The sequence below is a fragment of the Bacillus sp. EAC genome (genome assembly GCF_002156875.1).
Lineage (GTDB): Bacteria > Bacillota > Bacilli > Bacillales > Bacillaceae_G > Gottfriedia.
The window spans coordinates 64721-82131 of record NZ_NCSY01000009.1; the positions used below are offsets into that span (position 1 = coordinate 64721).

Below are 17411 nucleotides of genomic sequence, written 5' to 3' on the forward strand. Positions count from 1 at the left end.
CTAATATAATTTACAAATGCGTTAGTTCCACAACAATACCTATATCAATAAAAAGAGCCTGTTTACTCTAAGTTAATTTTAGAGAAACAGGCTCTTTTCTAATTATTTAGTACTAAATACATTATTTAAATGTCGTAGTTTTCTTTTTCAATGCTCAATAATTCTTTCATGAAGTTAAGGTTAAACATATGTCTTTCTTTTCGTTTACTATGTCTTGTTATTTTTATTAAATTTTCATAGTAAACAATTTCTTCTTCAATTGACTTAATTACATTTGCTCGATATTCCTTAATTTCTTGTTCTGTCATTTATTTTTTCTCCTTTATTCGAATTTTAACAATTAAATTATATCACTTTTATCACATCTATTTGAATAACAGTGAACCTGCTTCGTAAATCATTGTTATTGTGCTCAATGTTAGTTTTTTTTAATAAGCGTTCAAGGATCAAATAGCAAATATCTTTGACAATTGGCCATAAGTGAATGGAAAAGTGTTTAGAATGGATTTAACCAATGAAATTATAGGACATTGTATATTTTATACGACTACTATGTTTTTCATATATAACTACGCATGTGATAGTTCAATAAATTATTTATTTTATATCTTATAAAATAGTATAACTATATCCAGAACGACATTAACTATTTCATCATAACTATTTCCTATAAAGGTCACACTAAGTTAAAAGGAGTGAGATCTGTTGACAGACCGATTTGAAGAAGCATATGAACAATATAAAGCGAAAAGCGGGCAAGGAAGTGAGAATGAGCAGGTCGGAAATGATTTCGAACAAGAGCACATAGTAGCGGTGCGAAAAAATGGTGATGGCGACCTTATCGCATTTCAAACGAATCAAAATAGAGAGTTGGATTACCTTCAAGCATTAGAGGAGATCAAACAAAGGAAAATCGCACATTTAGACATCATTCATAAATACGGGCGAGAGATCATTCGAAGCGAACCAGACGGTATCCTAGAGAACAATTTAAGTAACCTACCAGAGTTTTAAGCGACCATGACTGGTCGTTTTTTTTCTGCCAAGTAAATTTCTTTTAAACTAATAGAAGGATTCTATATACTTGATGATAGGAGAATAAAACAAATACTTACTGTCAAAAATATAATTGACATGACACTAATTAGTGTCCTATAATAAAGACACCAATTGGTGTCCTATTTGTAAAGGGGGGGATGCTTTTGAACGAGAAAAATCAAGAGCGTGATGTTTATGTAGCTATTGCAGATCCTACAAGACGTAAATTGCTACGATTGTTGGCAGATGTAGAAGAGTTACCACTTCACGAATTAACCGTTCAATTTCAAATGGGGCGAACTGCTGTTTCTAAACATTTGGCTATCCTTAAAGAAGCTGGTCTAGTTGTTGACCGTAAAATCGGTAGAGAAACAAGGTATAGACTAAATGCAGCTCCCCTACAAGAAATTAAAGATTGGGTATCGTTTTACGAAGGATTCTGGATACAAAATATTGTTAAATTAAATCTTTTATTGGAGGAAAAAAAATGAAATCAGATGTATCATTAGATTTTCAATTTACAAATTCAATCGAGCAGGTGTGGAACGCTTTAACAGATTCGGATACTCTTGCAAAATGGATAATGGAAAATGACTTTAAACCAATCGTAGGACATAAATTTCAATTCAGAACTGAGCCAAATGAATGGTGGAATGGAATTGTAGATTGCGAGGTGCTCAAAGTAGACGAGCCTTATTCATTATCGTATATTTGGGCAAGTGCCGGAGAAACCACTACTGTTACATGGACTTTAAAAGAAGGTTCAGATGGAGTTATTCATCTACGTCTTGATCAAACTGGATTTAGTGAAGAAACAAAAGCTCGCAAAGGAGCTATTGAGGGTGCTAAATATAGTTGGACAAGTATGGGTGATAAGCTAGGTAAAGTATTAGCAGAACTGTAAAATGAATTCTACAACAACTAGTTGACTACATTTCAGTATCAATTTTTTGATTTTACTTGAATAGATCTGTCATATAGAAATTAATACTTATTAATATTAATCGATAGATACAAATAAATCATATTTCAGAAATAGGGCCCATTTCCGTTGCAGGAATTGTGCTCGTTTTTTATGGAAAGGCGGTATTTCTGAAGGTTAAAATACATGACGTACTAAGCACATAGGTTAAAAAGTAAAGTGCTTTTTCATTGCTATAACGAGAAATCGAAAGGAAGGATTGCTTCGACGGTCTATTTTTTGTGCAAATTGGCAGAATAGTTATAACGAGTGGTGAAGGATCTACTGGTTGGTAAAAAATCACCAATTATAAAATAATAAAGATTGTAGGATTATTTTTATTTGTGCAAGAAAAAACCGAAATGTATGTGTACTTAACCTTAAAAATCAATCGTGAGCACTAGAAAGCTTTCATAAATTTTACTCTTGACTTAGAGTTCACTCTAATCAGTATAATCAACTCATAGATTTTTCATTTGAGAACTATGAGAGTGTGTAAAGCGTCGTTCTTTTAAAAAGGACAATACAGAAGGAAATTGTGATTTAGATGGGTCAATATTTTGCGATTCAACTTGTGTGAACGATATTTTCTTCCATAATTTATTTAGTTTAAATAATGGAGACAGAAGAATAAAATTGACAATTGATAAACTAAAAAGGATGGGAGTCGGTTAATTATGGAGCAATCAAACAAAGCGTTTAGTGACGCATTAGTAAAATCGTTAATAGGAGAACGAGGTCATCTTCCCATTAAAAATGCTTTGTCGGATATAGACTCGGTACTAGCAGGGAAACGTAGAGAGGAACTGCCATATTCCATTTATCAATTAGTGAAACACATGATCTATTGGCAAGATTTTCTCTTATTATTTACTCGAGGTGAGAAGCCTACATTGCCCAACAATGTGAAAGAGAGCTGGCCAGAAGAAGAATGCCCCAGTAGTGAGGAAGAATGGCAACAGATTATTCAGCATTTTCTTCAGGGGATTGAACAGGCATGTACGATTGCCCAAACTGTTCAATTGGACAAACCATTAGAGAATTGGCCTGGCGAAACCCTTGGCGGTGTACTGCGCAATATTGCATCTCACAATTCCTACCATTTAGGTGAAATTGTGCTGATTCGTAGACTATTCAGTGCTTGGCCACCACCAACCGGCGGATATCCAGCTTAAAAAAATTATGGGTTGTATCATCGCCTTTGAACTGATGCAATATTAACTATCGTTAAGGATCGTAAGAGGCTTTTTCAGACTATGGAAATGCTTGTAAGAAGTGTTAAATACGATTGTTTGAAGAGACACTGCCTTTAAAAAGGGTGGTGTTTTTTTTTTGCTTACGTTAGGTTCTTGACCTATTGATCTACTGTAGAGAAATCGGTATGGTTGTTAGATTACTCTATATCGGAGTTTTATTTTCTGCAAATTCCATTATGAACCATTACTATTTAAAACTTTATTTAGACACTAACTAGCATTGAAAACGAAAAGGATTCTAATATAGGAAATATTTTAACTTAAAAAACTTAATGTAATTAATTTTTTTAAGTTAAATTGTGGATTAATTGATATTGATCTTATATAATGGGTTTTGAGGATAATCATTTGGTTAGGAAATGTATAAAGGAGCTTTGGACTATGTATCAAGAACAAAGGCTAACATTGATAAGAAATCATTTGTCTTCTAATAAAAGTATTACGTTAGAAGAAATATGTGAAACGCTTAGTGTTTCTAAGGATACGGCAAGAAGAGATCTTGTAAAACTAGAAGAACGTGGGGAAATTATTAGGATAAAGGGAGGAGCGACACTTCCATCGGCCAATCGGAATTTAATCGATTACAAAGAACGAACTGTGACCGCAGGCAAAGAACGAATTGCACAAAGAGCGACATTACTTATTCACGACCATTATGATTTGTTAATGGATGCAACTTCAACTGGTGCCCTTATGGCTAAATTCATGGGAAACAAACAGGTTAATGTGATTACAAACTCAATAGATATAGTTGATTTATTAGGTGATCATACAGATATTCCAACTTTCTTGCTGCCTGGTAAATTCAATAGAAAAAACAGAAATCTAACCGGTCCAAGAACAATTGAGACATTGAATGAATTTAAGGTCGACCAGTTATTTCTTGGTGCTTGCGGAATCAGTACAGAAGGCGTAACCTCTCCGGATGAGGAGGAGGCATTTTTAAAGAAAAAAATGATCAGTTGTGCACGACAAGTTATTCTGCTGGCTGATAGTTCAAAGTTTGAAAAGACATTTCTACACAGGGTGTGTGATATTACAGACTTTGATGTAATAATTACCGATCGACATCCAGATAATGCTGTAATGGAAATAATAAAAGAAAATAATATTCATTTAATTGTTACGGAAGATGAAGAAAGTGAGGGAGAATTGAATGAGAAAAATTAATGTGGGTTTAGTTGGGTATGGTCTTTCTGGTGCTACATTTCACGCACCGTTGTTAAGTGTTTTAGAGGAATTTGAAATTGCAAAAGTTGTTAGTTCCAATCGTGAAAAAGTTCATCAGGATTTAAAAGAAGTGGAAGTAGTTAGTAGCTTAGAAGAGGTCCTAGAAGATGAAACAATTGATTTAGTTGTTATTTCAACGCCGAGCGGTTTGCATTATGAAATGGCGAAACAAAGTTTATTGGCTGGAAAACATGTTGTCTTAGAGAAACCAATGGTGGTAGAAACATGGGAGGCAGAAGAACTCATTAAGATTGCAGAAGAAAAGAAATTGCTATTAAGCGTTTATCATAATAGAAGATGGGATAATGACTTTTTGACAGTAAAGAAGCTTGTGAATGATGGTGTGCTTGGAGATATCAATACATATCAGGTCCATTTTGATCGCTTCAGACCAGAAGTAAGAGATAGATGGAGAGAGAAACAAGGCCGCGGTTCAGGTATGTTATATGATTTAGGTTCACATCTAATTGATCAAGCCTTACATTTATTTGGCTGGCCACAATTTATATTAGCGGACGTTTTTGCGCAAAGAGAGAATGCAGAAACGGATGATTATTTTCATGTTATTTTAGGTTATGAGAAGCTTCGAGTTATTTTACATTCTGGTTCAATCATTCCAAGTAATGGACCACGTTTTCAAGTACACGGTAGGAATGGAAGCTTTATTAAGTACGGACTTGACGGTCAAGAAGACGCGCTTAAAGAAGGTAAAAAACCTATAAATGACTCATGGGGCGCAGATGACCCGCAATTTTACGGTAAGCTCATTACGATTGAAGGGGAAAAAGAGAAGCAGGAAACAATTGAAACAATTCATGGTTCTTATAACACCTACTATAAAAAAATAGCTGAAAGCATACTTGAAGGAAAAAGAGCCCCAGTTACTGCACATGAAGGTTTATCAGTTATTAAAATCATTGAGGCTGCCCAAAAAAGTAGTACAGAAAAAACAGTAATATATGTGTGATTAGATCTTTCATTTTTCAGGGAGGGATTACGATGGAAAATATAACGATTCAAAAGAAGCTTGAAAAAATTAAAGAGCAGGAAGAAACATTACTATTCAAAAGTTTTTCTAATGAAAATGCACTAGAGATCGGTTTGTTTATTATTGAATCTGCAAAAAAATTCAATAAATCAGTAGCAGTCAATATCGTAAAAAATGGTCAAACAGTATTCCATTATGCAATGGATGGCACATCTCCAGACCAAGATGAATGGATTAAGAAAAAATCAAATGTTGTTTTCCGTCATCATCACAGTTCTTATTATATGAAACTATATAACAAGTTAAAAAACAGATCATACTTTGAATTTTACTCAGTCAGCCCATTTGAATATGCAATCCATGGTGGGGCATTTCCAATTACAATAGAAGGCTCAGGAGTAATTGGAGTAATTACCGTTTCTGGCTTGTCTCAGGAAGAAGATCATGAATTGATAGTAGAGGCAATAACCAAATTTCAAACTTCTCTTCTATAAATCTATTGAATAAAAGTAGTTAATTTTATAATCTAACGTATTAGATAGCTGAAGAACACTAAGGGCTTTTTTAAAAAAGCCCTTTTTAATTTGCGAACTGGCAGGATCGTTTATAAGAAAAGGATTTTTTGGTATTAAATGGAATATAATATATGACTAATATTCGATGAAATATTAAATGGATCATATTACAAATGGCGGAGGATCTTAAAATCTAATTGAACGGAAGGATATAAGGTTTTAAAGGGCTAATGAAAAAGCCTTTTTTTATGAAATTATCGAATAGGTTAGATGAAGAATATTGCCTGGACAAGCCTTTTTCTCATTCAAGTAACTGGCAGTCTGTTAAACAAGAATTTTTATGTATGATGGATGAAATAGTCATATTTAACAAAGTTTGGTAGTATTTTTAAAGTGTTTTATCGGCTAACTTTTTACTAAATAGGGAGGGATTTTTTTTGCAAATGTTTTTTAACTATAACTGGATGGTAAGGGAAGACTGGTATCGGTGGTGCGCAGAGTTAAGTGAAGAAGAACTTCTGCAGAATCGAACTGGTGGAGTGGGAAGTATTTTGCATACACTTTTCCATATAGTAGATGTCGAGTGGAGTTGGATACGAATTTTGCAAGGTAAAACAGACTTTCAGGAAAGTTTCGATGGTTATAAAAGCTTGAACCAGGTTCGGAAATTGGACGCTGAATTTCATTTAGAAGTGGCGAACTTTGTAAACAACTGGGATGACACTATGGAAAATAAATTAATCTATGATACTCTGCCAGATGGAACTGTTGAGACGCTTACTTGGGGTGAAATTATGCGACATACTCTTGCTCACGAAATTCATCATGTAGGACAATTATCAATTTGGGCAAGGGATTTAGGAAAAAAGCCGGTTTCAGCAAATCTTATTGGACGGGGTCTTTCCACCTATTCAAAAAAATAATTTACTATGAAAATAGTTTATTTCTTTCCTGCTGTTTTTAAGATTAATTATATTTAAAAATAAGCTGCCATTGGATGCAGCTTTTCTTATTGTGTTAATTGGCATGAAAGTAAAACAAGGTTTTTATCGTTATGTTGTAGAACTGATAGTAATTAAGTTATATTAAAAGTAGATATGGAGATACATTATGTCATTTTTATTTTGGTCTATTACTTTTTCTTCTTTAATTCTTTCAATCTTAGCTCTAATGTTTAGAAAGCCAAAATTCCTTATAATTGCAGCTTTTTTAATATTACCTATGTCACTTTATTTAGCAATGAGTCCATCATTTAAAGTATGGGGTATCATATTTCCATTCTTTTTTGCTGGTGCTTCAATATTAATCAGAAAGTATACTATTTGGTTATCTATTATACTTATCTCTCCAAATTTTCTATTAGTTGGATGGTTCGCATATGTAGTTTTAAATCAGCCTAATGTATAACTCAATAAAAAAAGGTCAACCATCATGGTTAACCTATTTTTAGATAGGTTCTTTTATTCCTTAGTTTTCGGCTAGCGTTCTCTACTATGTATTGAAGTGGAAATTTTTTTAGAAAATAAAATGGATCTTCCTAATAATACTAACGCATGCGAAAGTTGAACAAGATCACATTTTGAGGCTTTTTCTATTTAATGTTGATTTGTTATTAATTCCTTTGATTATAAATCTTTAGTAAATCCTCAACCAATATCCCATTGATTTTTAAGCCTTCTAAATTACAATTACTAATTTCGATATTAGACAAATCGCAACTAGTAAATTGAGTCTTTGTTAAATTACAATTTTCAAACTTTACTGGTTTATAGTTTTGCTCTGAATCGAAATTATAATCGTTTTCATTTGGTAATACGATATTTCGGAAAGTGGCTCCCATTAAATGGACATAATTAATCTCTAAATCACTTAAATTGGCATGCGAAATTCTAGCATTTGACATATTAACATCTGATATTTGAGTTCCATATAAATTAATTTCAGTTAATTCTAATTCTCTCATATTTGCATTTTTAAATTTTGATCTAGCTAAATTTACATTATTAAAATCTAAGTTTTCAGCTTTAACTTCTTCAAATTTTGAAAATGAAATATCTGTTTTTTGTAACTCCAATAAAACTGTTTTCCACACAAAGTTTTCCTCCTTTAATTTGTTTATTATTAATATTTTGCATTTACTTGGAAAAACCTTTATTAATAATCGGAATATTTTTCATGAATATGGGAAATAAAAAAAGAGTTGCCGTAGCACCCAATTTAAATAAAAAACGTATGTGATTGTTCAATTAATTGAGTCACGATTTTTCCCTTTTTATGTTTATGCAACTGTCAGGAGTTTTATTTAAGAAATAGTTATGTTCACTCTATTCTCTCAAATCCTTACATATTCTTTAAATAATGTCTTTACTTTACTCTCAACTCTTTGATACAATAGCATTCCGTCTGAAAATTCGGTGTTTTATTCAAGTAGGGAGGTTAGGAAAAATGGAAACGCAAGCATATGAAGAAGAACTTCAGCAGTTAAACACAATAACGGACGAAATTGATAGACAGTTAACGAAGCTTGAAGGTATCCCTATTTATACAGGTAGTGATGTTACAGAACAAGTATTAGAAGGAATCCGAGAAACGAATCGAAGAAATCTTAGTTTAGCAATACATGAGCCTTACTTTGGGAGAATGGACTTTCAAGAAGAGGGTCGGGAATCCATGCCTCTTTACATTGGAAAAATTGGTGTATCTGACCAAGCGACAGAAAATCCGATGGTGATAGATTGGCGTGCCCCAGTTGCAAGTATGTTTTATTCATTTACAGGAGGAGACGATCCTGCTTTTTACGAATCTCCTGAAGGTATCATTGAAGGTTTAATCTATCTCAAGCGAAATATTGTAATCCGTAAGAAAATTCTCCAGCGCGTTGTAGATACATATAGTAAAGGCGATCAAAATGAATCCGTTACTGATGATTTTCTACTATATCGATTAAGCGAAAACAAAGATAATCGTTTAAAGGATATCGTTTCAACCATTCAATCCGAACAAAATGATATTATTCGTTCATCGAAAAACACTCCATTAATCATTCAAGGAGTTGCCGGAAGCGGAAAAACAACCGTTGCACTGCATCGTCTTGCATACCTTATTTATCAATACCGTGAAACCATACGGGCTGAAAAAATGATTATCTTTGCACCAAACAATATGTTCCTCAATTACATTTCAAACGTACTTCCTGAGCTAGGGGTAGGCGGCATCCAGCAAACAACCTTTACAGATTGGGCTTTAGATATACTTGACTACGAAGTAAAAGTTAAGGATTCTTCAGAAAACCTAGAAAAATGGTTCACTACTGGTGTCAATCGCACTGAAGTGAGTGAAAATAGCCCTGGAAAGTGGAAGGGCTCAACTCGTTTTACAGATTACATTGATCTATTCATGGAAAGATACGTTGCATCAGCTGTTCCTGATAGAGATTTTGAACCATGGGACAATTTAAAGATAGAAAAAGAAACGCTGCTGCAATGGTTTAGCTTCGAATATAAGCATTATCCACTAGCTAAACGAAGAGAACGCATCGTTACACGGATAAAAAATTGGATTGATGGCCAGCTGAAGTACATAGAAGAATCTAATGTGAAAAAAGACAGAAAGAAAAAAGCAACACAATATCTAACTTCCTATATGAGGCAATGGCCAAAGTATACTGCACTTTCATTTTATAAATCAATATTCATGCCAACAAACCAATCATCATTGGTAGGTAGCATACCGGCAGACATTTTGAAAACTACAGCAATAAATTGCAAAAAGAAAGAGGTAGACTTAGAGGATTTAGCTCCGCTTGTCTATATTCACAATCAACTGTTTGGCATCGAGCCTCAGCACAAATATCATCATGTAATCGTAGATGAAGCACAGGATTTTTCTCCTTTTCAAATTGCATTATTAAAGCAGATGACACAAGGGAATTCTTTTACCATTTTGGGTGACTTATCACAAGCTATTCACGAATACCAAGGGATTAAAAGTTGGAATGAATTTTTGGAGATTTTTAAACAAAATGAAGTTAAATATTATGAATTAAACAGAAGCTATCGATCAACAATGGAAATCATTCACTTTGCAAATGAGATTATTTCGAAAGCGGAAATCCCTGTTAGCTTAGCTAATCCTGTTTTTAGGAGCGGTGAAAAAGTAAAAATATTAAAAGTAGAAGATACAAATCGCATTAATACAATCATCAACACAACCGAACAGCTTCAACAGAATAAAATGGATACTATTGCAATTATTGGCCGTACAGAAGAAGAATGTGCAATACTTCACTACGCTCTGTCAGAAGCAGGGCTAACTGCTACCTTTATTCATTCAAAGCAGCGCAAATATGAAGGTGGCATTTCTGTCGTTCCTATTTACCTTGCGAAAGGACTAGAGTTTGATGCTGTATTGCTTATCGATGTAGATAATCAGCATTATGAAGCCTCAAAACAAGATGCAAAGCTCCTTTACGTTGGATGTACACGCGCACTCCACAAGCTGTATGTACTATATACTGGTCGTAAATCTCCACTCATTGACGACATTGATTCACAGCTATTCACGAATTGAAGAACTACTACGTCAATTCAAAAAGCTTCTTATACAGTTAACCGACGCATTTTTATAGGAATGCGTCTTTTTCTTGGAGGTTAATTAGAACTTCAAGGAGTTTAGTAGCAGAAGAAAAGGACTCGCTAAATTAAAATAGAATACATAATTATGAGTGAATGAAGATTTTTGGGAGGTAAGATGATTAGTATGAAAGGAGAAGATTATTTTTGGATGTAGAATATATTCAACTTAACAAAATTCCCAATGCAAGGTTATTAGATAGCATTTTAGAATTACATAAAAGTATTTTTGGTAGTTCTGATAACTTGGTTAAACAAATGGAAAGTAAACCAGAATTGCTAATTAATGTTGCGATAGAAGGAACAAAAGTAATTGGATATAAAATTGGATATGGCGTTGATAAGGAGAAATTTTATAGTTGGCTAGGTGGGGTTGACCAAAAATATAGAAATACTGGTGTGGCTTCTAAATTAATGGGAAAGCAACATCAGTATTTAAAAGAACAAGGATTTAAGACTGTTCAAACAAAAACAATGAATAAATGGCGTAGCATGCTAATTTTAAATATTAAAACAGGTTTTGATATTATTGGTACATACACCAATGAAAAAGAAGAATTCAAAATTATTCTTGAAAAAATTTTGTAGCTAAAGATAAGCTAGTTGAGGTTAAGTAATATTCCAAGGGGAACTATTCTTAAATTGGGGATTTCCAATTGTTCAGTTAATAAAGTGGTGAATTAGAAAAGACAATCTCCCTGAATAAAAGGTCTACTTTTGTCTGATTTTTATATTATAGTTTTAAGATAAGTAGATTCACACTTCTTGTAACTATGTTTGACGAAAAAAATGTTGTGAGGTCTGATCTATCTTGAATATAAATAATTAAATAAAAATGGATTAAACGTTAGAAATATATTTAAATTAAAAAATTTGATAGTTAAATTAAAAGGTGGTTTTAACTTGGTAGTAATCGAAATATTAATAGCTTCTGCTTCAATTTTAGCCGCAATTTCATTTGCCTTTATGACAAAAAAAACTAAATAATTTAGTAATAAATGGACAGCATTTCGAACCACCCAATCTAATGACATTAGTAAACAAGTTGTAATGAATGATCGTTTTTCTACTTAACTAAATGTCTAGTGAAAGAGGGGAGAAAAAATGAAACGTTTCAAACTAGCTACATTAATCTTTATCTTAGTTACTGCCATTTTATATGGATGTGGGAAAGAAGAACTAAAAACCAAAACGAATGAAAACACAGAACAAAAAAAGGAACAAATAGCAGCTGAAGAAAAGATGGTGCTTCAAATTGCGAAGGACTATGTGACAAAAACGTATGGAGAAATTACAAAAAATCAGAAGTTTGAGGCAAAACGAGAAAAAGATGGAACGTACACGGTCCATGTGTATCGTGATTTAGGTGACCATAATGAGGGAATTGCGTGGCTAAATGTGAACACAAAGACGAACAAAGTCATCGATGGAGTTCATTAATCACGAATGGAATAGAAATAACTTCTAAGTTCAACAATCGCATACGATAGTTGTCATGCCCATGAGTCGTTAACTCGGCTTTTTTTTTATTGAAATGACCTGCACTCAGACTATTTAATCTTTGGATTAGAACTTGAAAGTTAACTTTTAATCAAAATAAAAAAGAAGAGAAAGAATCCAAAAGGATCCTTTTCTCCATCAATCATTAAAAAATAGTTTAATTTCGGCGATCATCAAACCAACCAATTAAATGCTGTAAACGCTCTAAGCGGTGCTTCGGTTTACCAGAACGAGAAAGATCATGATTCTCATCCGGAAAGCGGACGAATTTTGTTTCTACACCAAGACGTTTAAGGGCGACATACCATTGCTCTGCTTGCTCAATTGGACAGCGTAAGTCCTGTTCGCTGTGCAGGATAAGGATTGGTGTTTTCACATTACGAGCATGATGAAGTGGTGATAGCTCTAAAATTTTTACAGCATCATCCCATAATTCAGCATGTCCGTGCTGCCATTCAGTGAAAAAGAAACCAATATCACTTGTGCCATAGAAGCTGTGCCAGTTACAAATACTACGTTGTGTAACTGCTGCTTTGAAACGATCTGTACGTGTCACTATGACGTTGGTCATGTATCCTCCATAGCTTCCACCTGTCACGAATAGTTGGTTATGGTCGATGTAGTTAACGTTTTCTAGTACATAATCTAAACCAGCCATAATGTCCTCATAATCCATGCCACCGTAATCACCGATAACAGCATTGACAAAGTCATGACCATAACCTTGGCTTCCTCTCGGATTTGTATACAACACTACATAACCTTTTGAGGCCATTAATTGCATTTCATGGTGTAATCCATTTCCATAAGCGGTTGCTGGACCACCATGAATTTGAAGAATCATTGGAAATGTTTTTCCTTCCTCAAAACCATAAGGCTTTAAGATCCAGCCTTCGATTTGCTTACCATCCGTACTTTCGTAGCGGAAATTTTCAGGATTACTTAAATAAACCTCGTTATAAAGTTCCTTATTCAAATCAGTTAGTATACCAACTTTATTCACATCATGTAAATCTTGAGTAACCAAATCTCCAGTAGAATGAGGAGTAGCCATAACCAGCACCGCTTGGCTATCGTTTACAATATCATAAGAAGTAACGACAGAATCTGAAGGAGATAGGGCAGGTGAAACCTCACCAACCAAATTCACACTAAATAACTGGCAATCTCCACCTATCGTCGCATTAAAGTAAATTTTAGAGCTAGTAGAGTCCCAAATGAGTCGTTGCTCTGCTGTGTCATACTTCGCATCTACACCTACAAGATTCCCGACTGTATAATCAAAACCTTCCGTTAAATTAGTAAATTCACCTGTTTTAACAGAAAGCAGAAGAACATTCGCATTCCCTTGGCTTCTTTCACCGCGGGCATGACCAGCTACTGCTAACCATTTCCCGTCGGGTGATAGAGAAGGTGCCATAATATAGCCATTTCCTTGATAGAAAAGAGTCTCTTCTTTGGAAGAAATATCAAATTTCCAAATGGCAGGTAGATACCCCCACTCTATATCTTCTGCTTTTGTTCCAATATAGAATAAGCTTTTCCCGTCTGGGGTAAAACGTGGTTGGGAAAAATCATGATCTCCTTCACTTACTTTCGTATAAGCCTTTGTATCAACATCAAATAAATAAACATGCTTACTATCTTCGGTATAAATTCCAACACCGTCACCTTTATAACGAAGTCTAGTAATTACTTTTACATCACTTTTTTCTTCCTTTTTCTCTGACTCTTTATCAGAAGTCAATTTCAGTTCACCATTAATCGTAAGAGCAAGCTGCTTTCCGTCTGGAGACCAAGTAAATTCACCGATTCCTTGCTTAACGTCTGTTAATTGTATTGCTTCACCACCATCAGTATGTAAAAGCCAAACCTGATTTTTACCCGTGCGATTCGAGCGGAAGGCAAGGATGTTTCCATCAGGTGACCACTTTGGAGCTGTATCTTTTACTAAGTTATCTTTTGAATAATGTGAAGTAAACTGCCTACCTTCCCCGTTTAAATCTGTTAAGTAGATGAAAGAGTAGTACCCATCTTTTTCTTGATCAACTTGAGTTAAAACATAAGCAATCTTTTCTTTGTTTGGGGATACCTGCGGATCTCCTACAAACTTAAATTTACATAAGTCCTCTGCCGTAATAGGGCGTTTTGTCATTCTTCTTTCCTCCTTAATTAGCAATATACAAGTCTATCTTAGCACTTCGATAATCGAAGTAAAATGATTTTTTCTGTATTTTCAGAATAAAAAGAACATTTATATCCATAGTTTAGATAAAGTGTTAAACATTTTGAGAGTAAAGGGTATTAGTACGATAAATATATATCGGATATCGGCATCTAATCCATTATGAGTTGAATATAGAAAAGGATATTTAAGTTTTCATATTGAATAAACAAATGCGTTAGATTAACATAATCATGAGTCGCTAATGCGGCTTTTTTTATTGAAGTAAAGTCTATTAGTTCTATAAGGTATGTTTAATATTGTAGATCAAAAATACGATTGGAGGTTTAATATGCTTCACGGTGATACATTGTTTGCATCGGATGGTGCATTGATTTTTCTTACTTTTATCCCATTCATCATTAAGATCATGCTTCTTATTATTGGTATTTATTTTGTGCTAAAAGTATTGAAGTTCATGAAAGTGAAAATAAAATTGGATCAAGAAAGAAATGAAAAGATTGAAGAATTACTTAAAGTTATTAGTGAAGATAAGAGATAAGAATTATTCTGTGATTGTGGAATCGTTCTTTTAAAGGTGGAGTTTAATGCTAAAATACAAAAATACTATTATATTTTTACTAATCATTATTTTAATCATTCTATATCAATTCTTTAAGCCGACTTTCTTAATGAATGGCAACAATAAGCAAAATATTATTAAAGTTATTTGTTCACTTGAAGGATATGAAAACAAAGACTCAATTAAAATTCTAAAAATTATCGATTCAAAAAACGATCGACTTGTGCCATTTTTATATAATAATAGTCCTTCATATTTACTTTTTTCTAAAAATAAGATAGGAAACTATAAATGGCAATATGCAGAAAAAAGGTCAAATGAATCACTTTCTATTTTCTCAATCAGACTGTCACTGGATGAAGTACTTATAGTTACTAATGGAGAAAATCAGATAGCAAAAATGAAAATGAAGGCAAATGGAAAAAAGTTAATCGAGACTGAGTTGAGTGTAGGAGAAAATTCTGCTTCTTTTTTCAAATTAGATAAACTGCCAAAAGAGATAGATCATGGATATGAAATTAACTATGAATTTTTTGATAAAGAAGGAAAGCAAATTATCGAAAAAGACTAATCTAATTTATGTTTGAGTTAGTACAAGACGTTTATTCCGAATATTCCATGCATAAACTAACACCAAGAAGAAATAAAAAAGAGGTGTGGGATATGATTTTTCGTAATAGCGGGATATTGTCACATGTGTTGGTTAGTATTTTGTTTTTAATTAGTACCGGATGCTTTATCTTTTTCATTCAAGAAAACGGCTTACCACGAACAGTTAAGACATATATTCTAGTTGCTTTGATCTACAGTTTATTTTTAGCATACATCGGTTATATACGAAGTATGGCTATTACAGTCAATGAAAATGGTGTTACTTATAAACATTGGCGATTCAAACGAACAATTAAAGCCCATCATATTACTCGAGTCAATTTACAGTATCGATATAAACAAACTGCTTCATATAGCGCTTATCTCGTGATTGCTCATCCAGAAGAAGAATCACTATTTATTCCTTCGATGATGTTTCAGGGACAAATTGAACAAATTACGAAAGCTATTAGAGATGTGATGGTGTATTAAATAATAAACGAATTTTTTAAGTCGCTAATGCGACTTTTTTTATTGAGGTCATGTTCAGTTTGATTGAAGTTAGTTTTAAAGGAGAATAATGAGATTTGTCGAAATCTGTAACTGAAATAGATTAATTGGAGAACTTTTGAAGTCTAATAGTTTTGATAAATAGCTAAGAAATTTTTCTGATTTTAGGTCAGATGGACAACATTTAGTTATTTAATCGATTGGAGGAAGAATCTATGGTTAGTAACGAGAAAAAGACTGTTTAATAAGCTAACGCTTAAAATTGATTTATCTAATAGAATAATAGATAGTAATATTTCAGATTCACGTTAGCATGAGGGGAGTGTAAAGGATATGATTAAAAATCAGTCGACTAATAAAATACAACAGTGTTTACTATACGAGAAATCAGAACGATTAAATTTAATTTATAATTATGTGGAAGATATCAAAAAGCAAATCGATGCATCTGCATCAGCTGTATACATAATCAAGGAAAATAAAGTGATAGGTGAATGGTATTCGGGATATAATCCTACAACAAAACAAAAAATAGAAGAAGATTCTCGATTTAATATATATTCCGCGCGTAAAAGCTATATCGGATTGGTAGTTGCAATCCTTTTAAATGACGGGAAAATCAAAAATTTAGATGATGACATATCGAATTATTTAGAGGATATAGATGAGGAAATTAGTAAAGGCATAACAATACGACATTTGGTAACCCATACACATGGATTGGAATTTGAAAAAGGGAATCTGATAAAGTATGCTTCTCCAGGAACTTGTTGGGATTATAATGGAGCTGGGCTTTCATTACTATATAAAATTATAATGAGAACTACAGGTAAGAATGTTAATCAATTTATCAGAGAATATGTATTGGATCCTTTAGAATTTACTGAGACTGGTTGGGAAACCACAAATAAAAAGAGTCTTATAGCCGATGTATTCGAATCATCAGAAGATCCAAAAATTAGATTAGATGATGACACAGGGTTTGAAAGGAATTTATATGTAAGTGCAAGAGAACTTGCCCACTGGGGTTTTTTACATCTTAATAAAGGAAATATAAATGGAAAGCAGTATTTACCAAGTAGGTTATTTGAATTAACAACTGCAATTCAAACACCAAAAGAAATGGTTAATACTCATCAAAACGGCTTTTTTTGGTTTAGGAATGAAAACTCATATCTTGATAGTGAATTAGGAGAAAACCTTCCATCAAAATCCTATCAAATTTTAGGTGCATCTGGATGCACAGTATTAGTTATACCAGAATATAAAGCAGTAGCAGTCCGTATGTACAATAAGATTGGAAATCCAGCCGGTTATGACTATTTAAGAGATATTAAAGATTTTGGTAATTTAGTATCTTCCATATTGAATTAAATTCTTATATATCGTAAGACAGTTTTCAAAATTAAAAGAATGATTATAACAAAGAGTTAAAGATGAAACT

21 protein-coding genes are annotated in these 17411 nt (G+C 33.2%); 17 read left to right on the forward strand and 4 right to left on the reverse strand.

All coding sequences use genetic code 11. From position 1 onward, the window contains the following. Nucleotides 1-125 precede the first annotated feature (125 nt). A complete protein-coding gene (locus tag B7R65_RS15140) occupies nucleotides 126-308 on the reverse strand; it encodes a hypothetical protein (protein WP_088043631.1) in 183 nt (60 codons plus the stop codon). 397 nt (nucleotides 309-705) lie between these two features. Here B7R65_RS15140 and B7R65_RS15145 point away from each other — a divergent pair, with 397 nt between their 5' ends. From B7R65_RS15145 to B7R65_RS15185, 10 genes are all read left to right on the forward strand, one after another. Further along, entirely contained in the window at nucleotides 706-1014 is a 309-nt protein-coding gene (locus tag B7R65_RS15145) for a DUF3892 domain-containing protein (RefSeq protein ID WP_088043632.1), read from the forward strand. 188 nt (nucleotides 1015-1202) lie between these two features. Continuing rightward, nucleotides 1203-1529, forward strand: a complete 327-nt coding sequence (locus B7R65_RS15150) for an ArsR/SmtB family transcription factor (RefSeq protein WP_088043633.1) — start codon at nucleotides 1203-1205, stop codon at nucleotides 1527-1529. Next, nucleotides 1526-1942 (forward strand): SRPBCC family protein, encoded by a 417-nt coding sequence (locus tag B7R65_RS15155; RefSeq protein WP_088043634.1) that lies wholly within the window; start codon nucleotides 1526-1528, stop codon nucleotides 1940-1942. The genes B7R65_RS15150 and B7R65_RS15155 overlap by 4 nt, the downstream gene beginning before the upstream one ends. A gap of 734 nt (nucleotides 1943-2676) precedes the next feature. Beyond that, nucleotides 2677-3174 (forward strand): DinB family protein, encoded by a 498-nt coding sequence (locus tag B7R65_RS15160; protein ID WP_088043635.1) that lies wholly within the window; start codon nucleotides 2677-2679, stop codon nucleotides 3172-3174. A gap of 462 nt (nucleotides 3175-3636) precedes the next feature. Further along, nucleotides 3637-4425 carry a DeoR/GlpR family DNA-binding transcription regulator gene (locus tag B7R65_RS15165; RefSeq protein ID WP_088043636.1) on the forward strand — a complete coding sequence of 263 codons (789 nt, stop codon included), beginning with the start codon at nucleotides 3637-3639 and terminating at the stop codon, nucleotides 4423-4425. Then, nucleotides 4412-5452, forward strand: coding sequence for an oxidoreductase (locus B7R65_RS15170; protein WP_088043637.1), 1041 nt, complete (start codon nucleotides 4412-4414; stop codon nucleotides 5450-5452). The genes B7R65_RS15165 and B7R65_RS15170 overlap by 14 nt, the downstream gene beginning before the upstream one ends. Before the next feature lie 32 nt (nucleotides 5453-5484). Beyond that, on the forward strand, nucleotides 5485-5967 hold the full coding sequence (locus tag B7R65_RS15175) for a heme-degrading domain-containing protein (protein ID WP_088043638.1): 483 nt from the start codon (nucleotides 5485-5487) through the stop codon (nucleotides 5965-5967). Between the two features lie 251 nt (nucleotides 5968-6218). Continuing rightward, complete coding sequence (locus B7R65_RS21540) at nucleotides 6219-6371, forward strand: hypothetical protein (protein ID WP_218780441.1); 153 nt, start codon at nucleotides 6219-6221, stop codon at nucleotides 6369-6371. Nucleotides 6372-6425: 54 nt separating this feature from the next. Next, nucleotides 6426-6911, forward strand: coding sequence for a DinB family protein (locus B7R65_RS15180; RefSeq protein WP_088043639.1), 486 nt, complete (start codon nucleotides 6426-6428; stop codon nucleotides 6909-6911). Nucleotides 6912-7098: 187 nt separating this feature from the next. After that, nucleotides 7099-7395 carry a hypothetical protein gene (locus B7R65_RS15185; protein ID WP_088043640.1) on the forward strand — a complete coding sequence of 99 codons (297 nt, stop codon included), beginning with the start codon at nucleotides 7099-7101 and terminating at the stop codon, nucleotides 7393-7395. A 205-nt stretch (nucleotides 7396-7600) separates the two neighbouring features. On the opposite strand, the gene B7R65_RS15190 is transcribed toward B7R65_RS15185, so the two are convergent. Continuing rightward, nucleotides 7601-8080: a pentapeptide repeat-containing protein gene (locus B7R65_RS15190; RefSeq protein WP_088043641.1), complete on the reverse strand. Its 480-nt coding sequence runs from the start codon at nucleotides 8078-8080 to the stop codon at nucleotides 7601-7603. Between the two features lie 353 nt (nucleotides 8081-8433). Here B7R65_RS15190 and B7R65_RS15195 point away from each other — a divergent pair, with 353 nt between their 5' ends. Next, a complete protein-coding gene (locus tag B7R65_RS15195; protein ID WP_088043642.1) occupies nucleotides 8434-10557 on the forward strand; it encodes a HelD family protein in 2124 nt (707 codons plus the stop codon). Between the two features lie 209 nt (nucleotides 10558-10766). Next, nucleotides 10767-11207, forward strand: coding sequence for a GNAT family N-acetyltransferase (locus tag B7R65_RS15200; RefSeq protein WP_256941344.1), 441 nt, complete (start codon nucleotides 10767-10769; stop codon nucleotides 11205-11207). A 218-nt stretch (nucleotides 11208-11425) separates the two neighbouring features. Here the strand turns inward: B7R65_RS15200 and B7R65_RS21545 are convergent, their stop codons facing one another. Then, nucleotides 11426-11653, reverse strand: a complete 228-nt coding sequence (locus tag B7R65_RS21545) for a hypothetical protein (protein WP_218780442.1) — start codon at nucleotides 11651-11653, stop codon at nucleotides 11426-11428. Nucleotides 11654-11723: 70 nt separating this feature from the next. Here B7R65_RS21545 and B7R65_RS15205 point away from each other — a divergent pair, with 70 nt between their 5' ends. After that, on the forward strand, nucleotides 11724-12059 hold the full coding sequence (locus tag B7R65_RS15205) for a hypothetical protein (protein WP_088043643.1): 336 nt from the start codon (nucleotides 11724-11726) through the stop codon (nucleotides 12057-12059). Nucleotides 12060-12276: 217 nt separating this feature from the next. Here the strand turns inward: B7R65_RS15205 and B7R65_RS15210 are convergent, their stop codons facing one another. Further along, nucleotides 12277-14274 (reverse strand): S9 family peptidase, encoded by a 1998-nt coding sequence (locus B7R65_RS15210; RefSeq protein ID WP_088043644.1) that lies wholly within the window; start codon nucleotides 14272-14274, stop codon nucleotides 12277-12279. Between the two features lie 361 nt (nucleotides 14275-14635). Between B7R65_RS15210 and B7R65_RS15215 the strand changes: the two genes are divergently transcribed. The 4 genes from B7R65_RS15215 to B7R65_RS15230 all read left to right on the forward strand — a co-directional run bounded on the left by B7R65_RS15215 (nucleotide 14636) and on the right by B7R65_RS15230 (nucleotide 17341). Further along, nucleotides 14636-14845, forward strand: a complete 210-nt coding sequence (locus tag B7R65_RS15215; protein WP_088043645.1) for a hypothetical protein — start codon at nucleotides 14636-14638, stop codon at nucleotides 14843-14845. A 46-nt stretch (nucleotides 14846-14891) separates the two neighbouring features. Then, entirely contained in the window at nucleotides 14892-15437 is a 546-nt protein-coding gene (locus B7R65_RS15220; RefSeq protein ID WP_088043646.1) for a hypothetical protein, read from the forward strand. Nucleotides 15438-15445: 8 nt separating this feature from the next. Continuing rightward, nucleotides 15446-15949 (forward strand): hypothetical protein, encoded by a 504-nt coding sequence (locus B7R65_RS15225; RefSeq protein WP_218780443.1) that lies wholly within the window; start codon nucleotides 15446-15448, stop codon nucleotides 15947-15949. A 351-nt stretch (nucleotides 15950-16300) separates the two neighbouring features. Continuing rightward, nucleotides 16301-17341 carry a serine hydrolase domain-containing protein gene (locus tag B7R65_RS15230; RefSeq protein WP_088043648.1) on the forward strand — a complete coding sequence of 347 codons (1041 nt, stop codon included), beginning with the start codon at nucleotides 16301-16303 and terminating at the stop codon, nucleotides 17339-17341. The last annotated feature ends 70 nt before the right edge of the window (nucleotides 17342-17411 follow it).

Coding starts and splice junctions, on each gene's coding strand:
- B7R65_RS15140 (WP_088043631.1), bottom strand. CDS start 308: ATGACAGAACAAGAAATTAAGGAATATCGAGCAAATGTAATTAAGTCA.
- B7R65_RS15155 (WP_088043634.1), top strand. CDS start 1,526: ATGAAATCAGATGTATCATTAGATTTTCAATTTACAAATTCAATCGAG.
- B7R65_RS15160 (WP_088043635.1), top strand. CDS start 2,677: ATGGAGCAATCAAACAAAGCGTTTAGTGACGCATTAGTAAAATCGTTA.
- B7R65_RS15165 (WP_088043636.1), top strand. CDS start 3,637: ATGTATCAAGAACAAAGGCTAACATTGATAAGAAATCATTTGTCTTCT.
- B7R65_RS15170 (WP_088043637.1), top strand. CDS start 4,412: ATGAGAAAAATTAATGTGGGTTTAGTTGGGTATGGTCTTTCTGGTGCT.
- B7R65_RS15175 (WP_088043638.1), top strand. CDS start 5,485: ATGGAAAATATAACGATTCAAAAGAAGCTTGAAAAAATTAAAGAGCAG.
- B7R65_RS21540 (WP_218780441.1), top strand. CDS start 6,219: ATGAAAAAGCCTTTTTTTATGAAATTATCGAATAGGTTAGATGAAGAA.
- B7R65_RS15185 (WP_088043640.1), top strand. CDS start 7,099: ATGTCATTTTTATTTTGGTCTATTACTTTTTCTTCTTTAATTCTTTCA.
- B7R65_RS15195 (WP_088043642.1), top strand. CDS start 8,434: ATGGAAACGCAAGCATATGAAGAAGAACTTCAGCAGTTAAACACAATA.
- B7R65_RS21545 (WP_218780442.1), bottom strand. CDS start 11,653: ATGTCATTAGATTGGGTGGTTCGAAATGCTGTCCATTTATTACTAAAT.
- B7R65_RS15205 (WP_088043643.1), top strand. CDS start 11,724: ATGAAACGTTTCAAACTAGCTACATTAATCTTTATCTTAGTTACTGCC.
- B7R65_RS15210 (WP_088043644.1), bottom strand. CDS start 14,274: ATGACAAAACGCCCTATTACGGCAGAGGACTTATGTAAATTTAAGTTT.
- B7R65_RS15215 (WP_088043645.1), top strand. CDS start 14,636: ATGCTTCACGGTGATACATTGTTTGCATCGGATGGTGCATTGATTTTT.
- B7R65_RS15220 (WP_088043646.1), top strand. CDS start 14,892: ATGCTAAAATACAAAAATACTATTATATTTTTACTAATCATTATTTTA.
- B7R65_RS15225 (WP_218780443.1), top strand. CDS start 15,446: ATGTTTGAGTTAGTACAAGACGTTTATTCCGAATATTCCATGCATAAA.
- B7R65_RS15230 (WP_088043648.1), top strand. CDS start 16,301: ATGATTAAAAATCAGTCGACTAATAAAATACAACAGTGTTTACTATAC.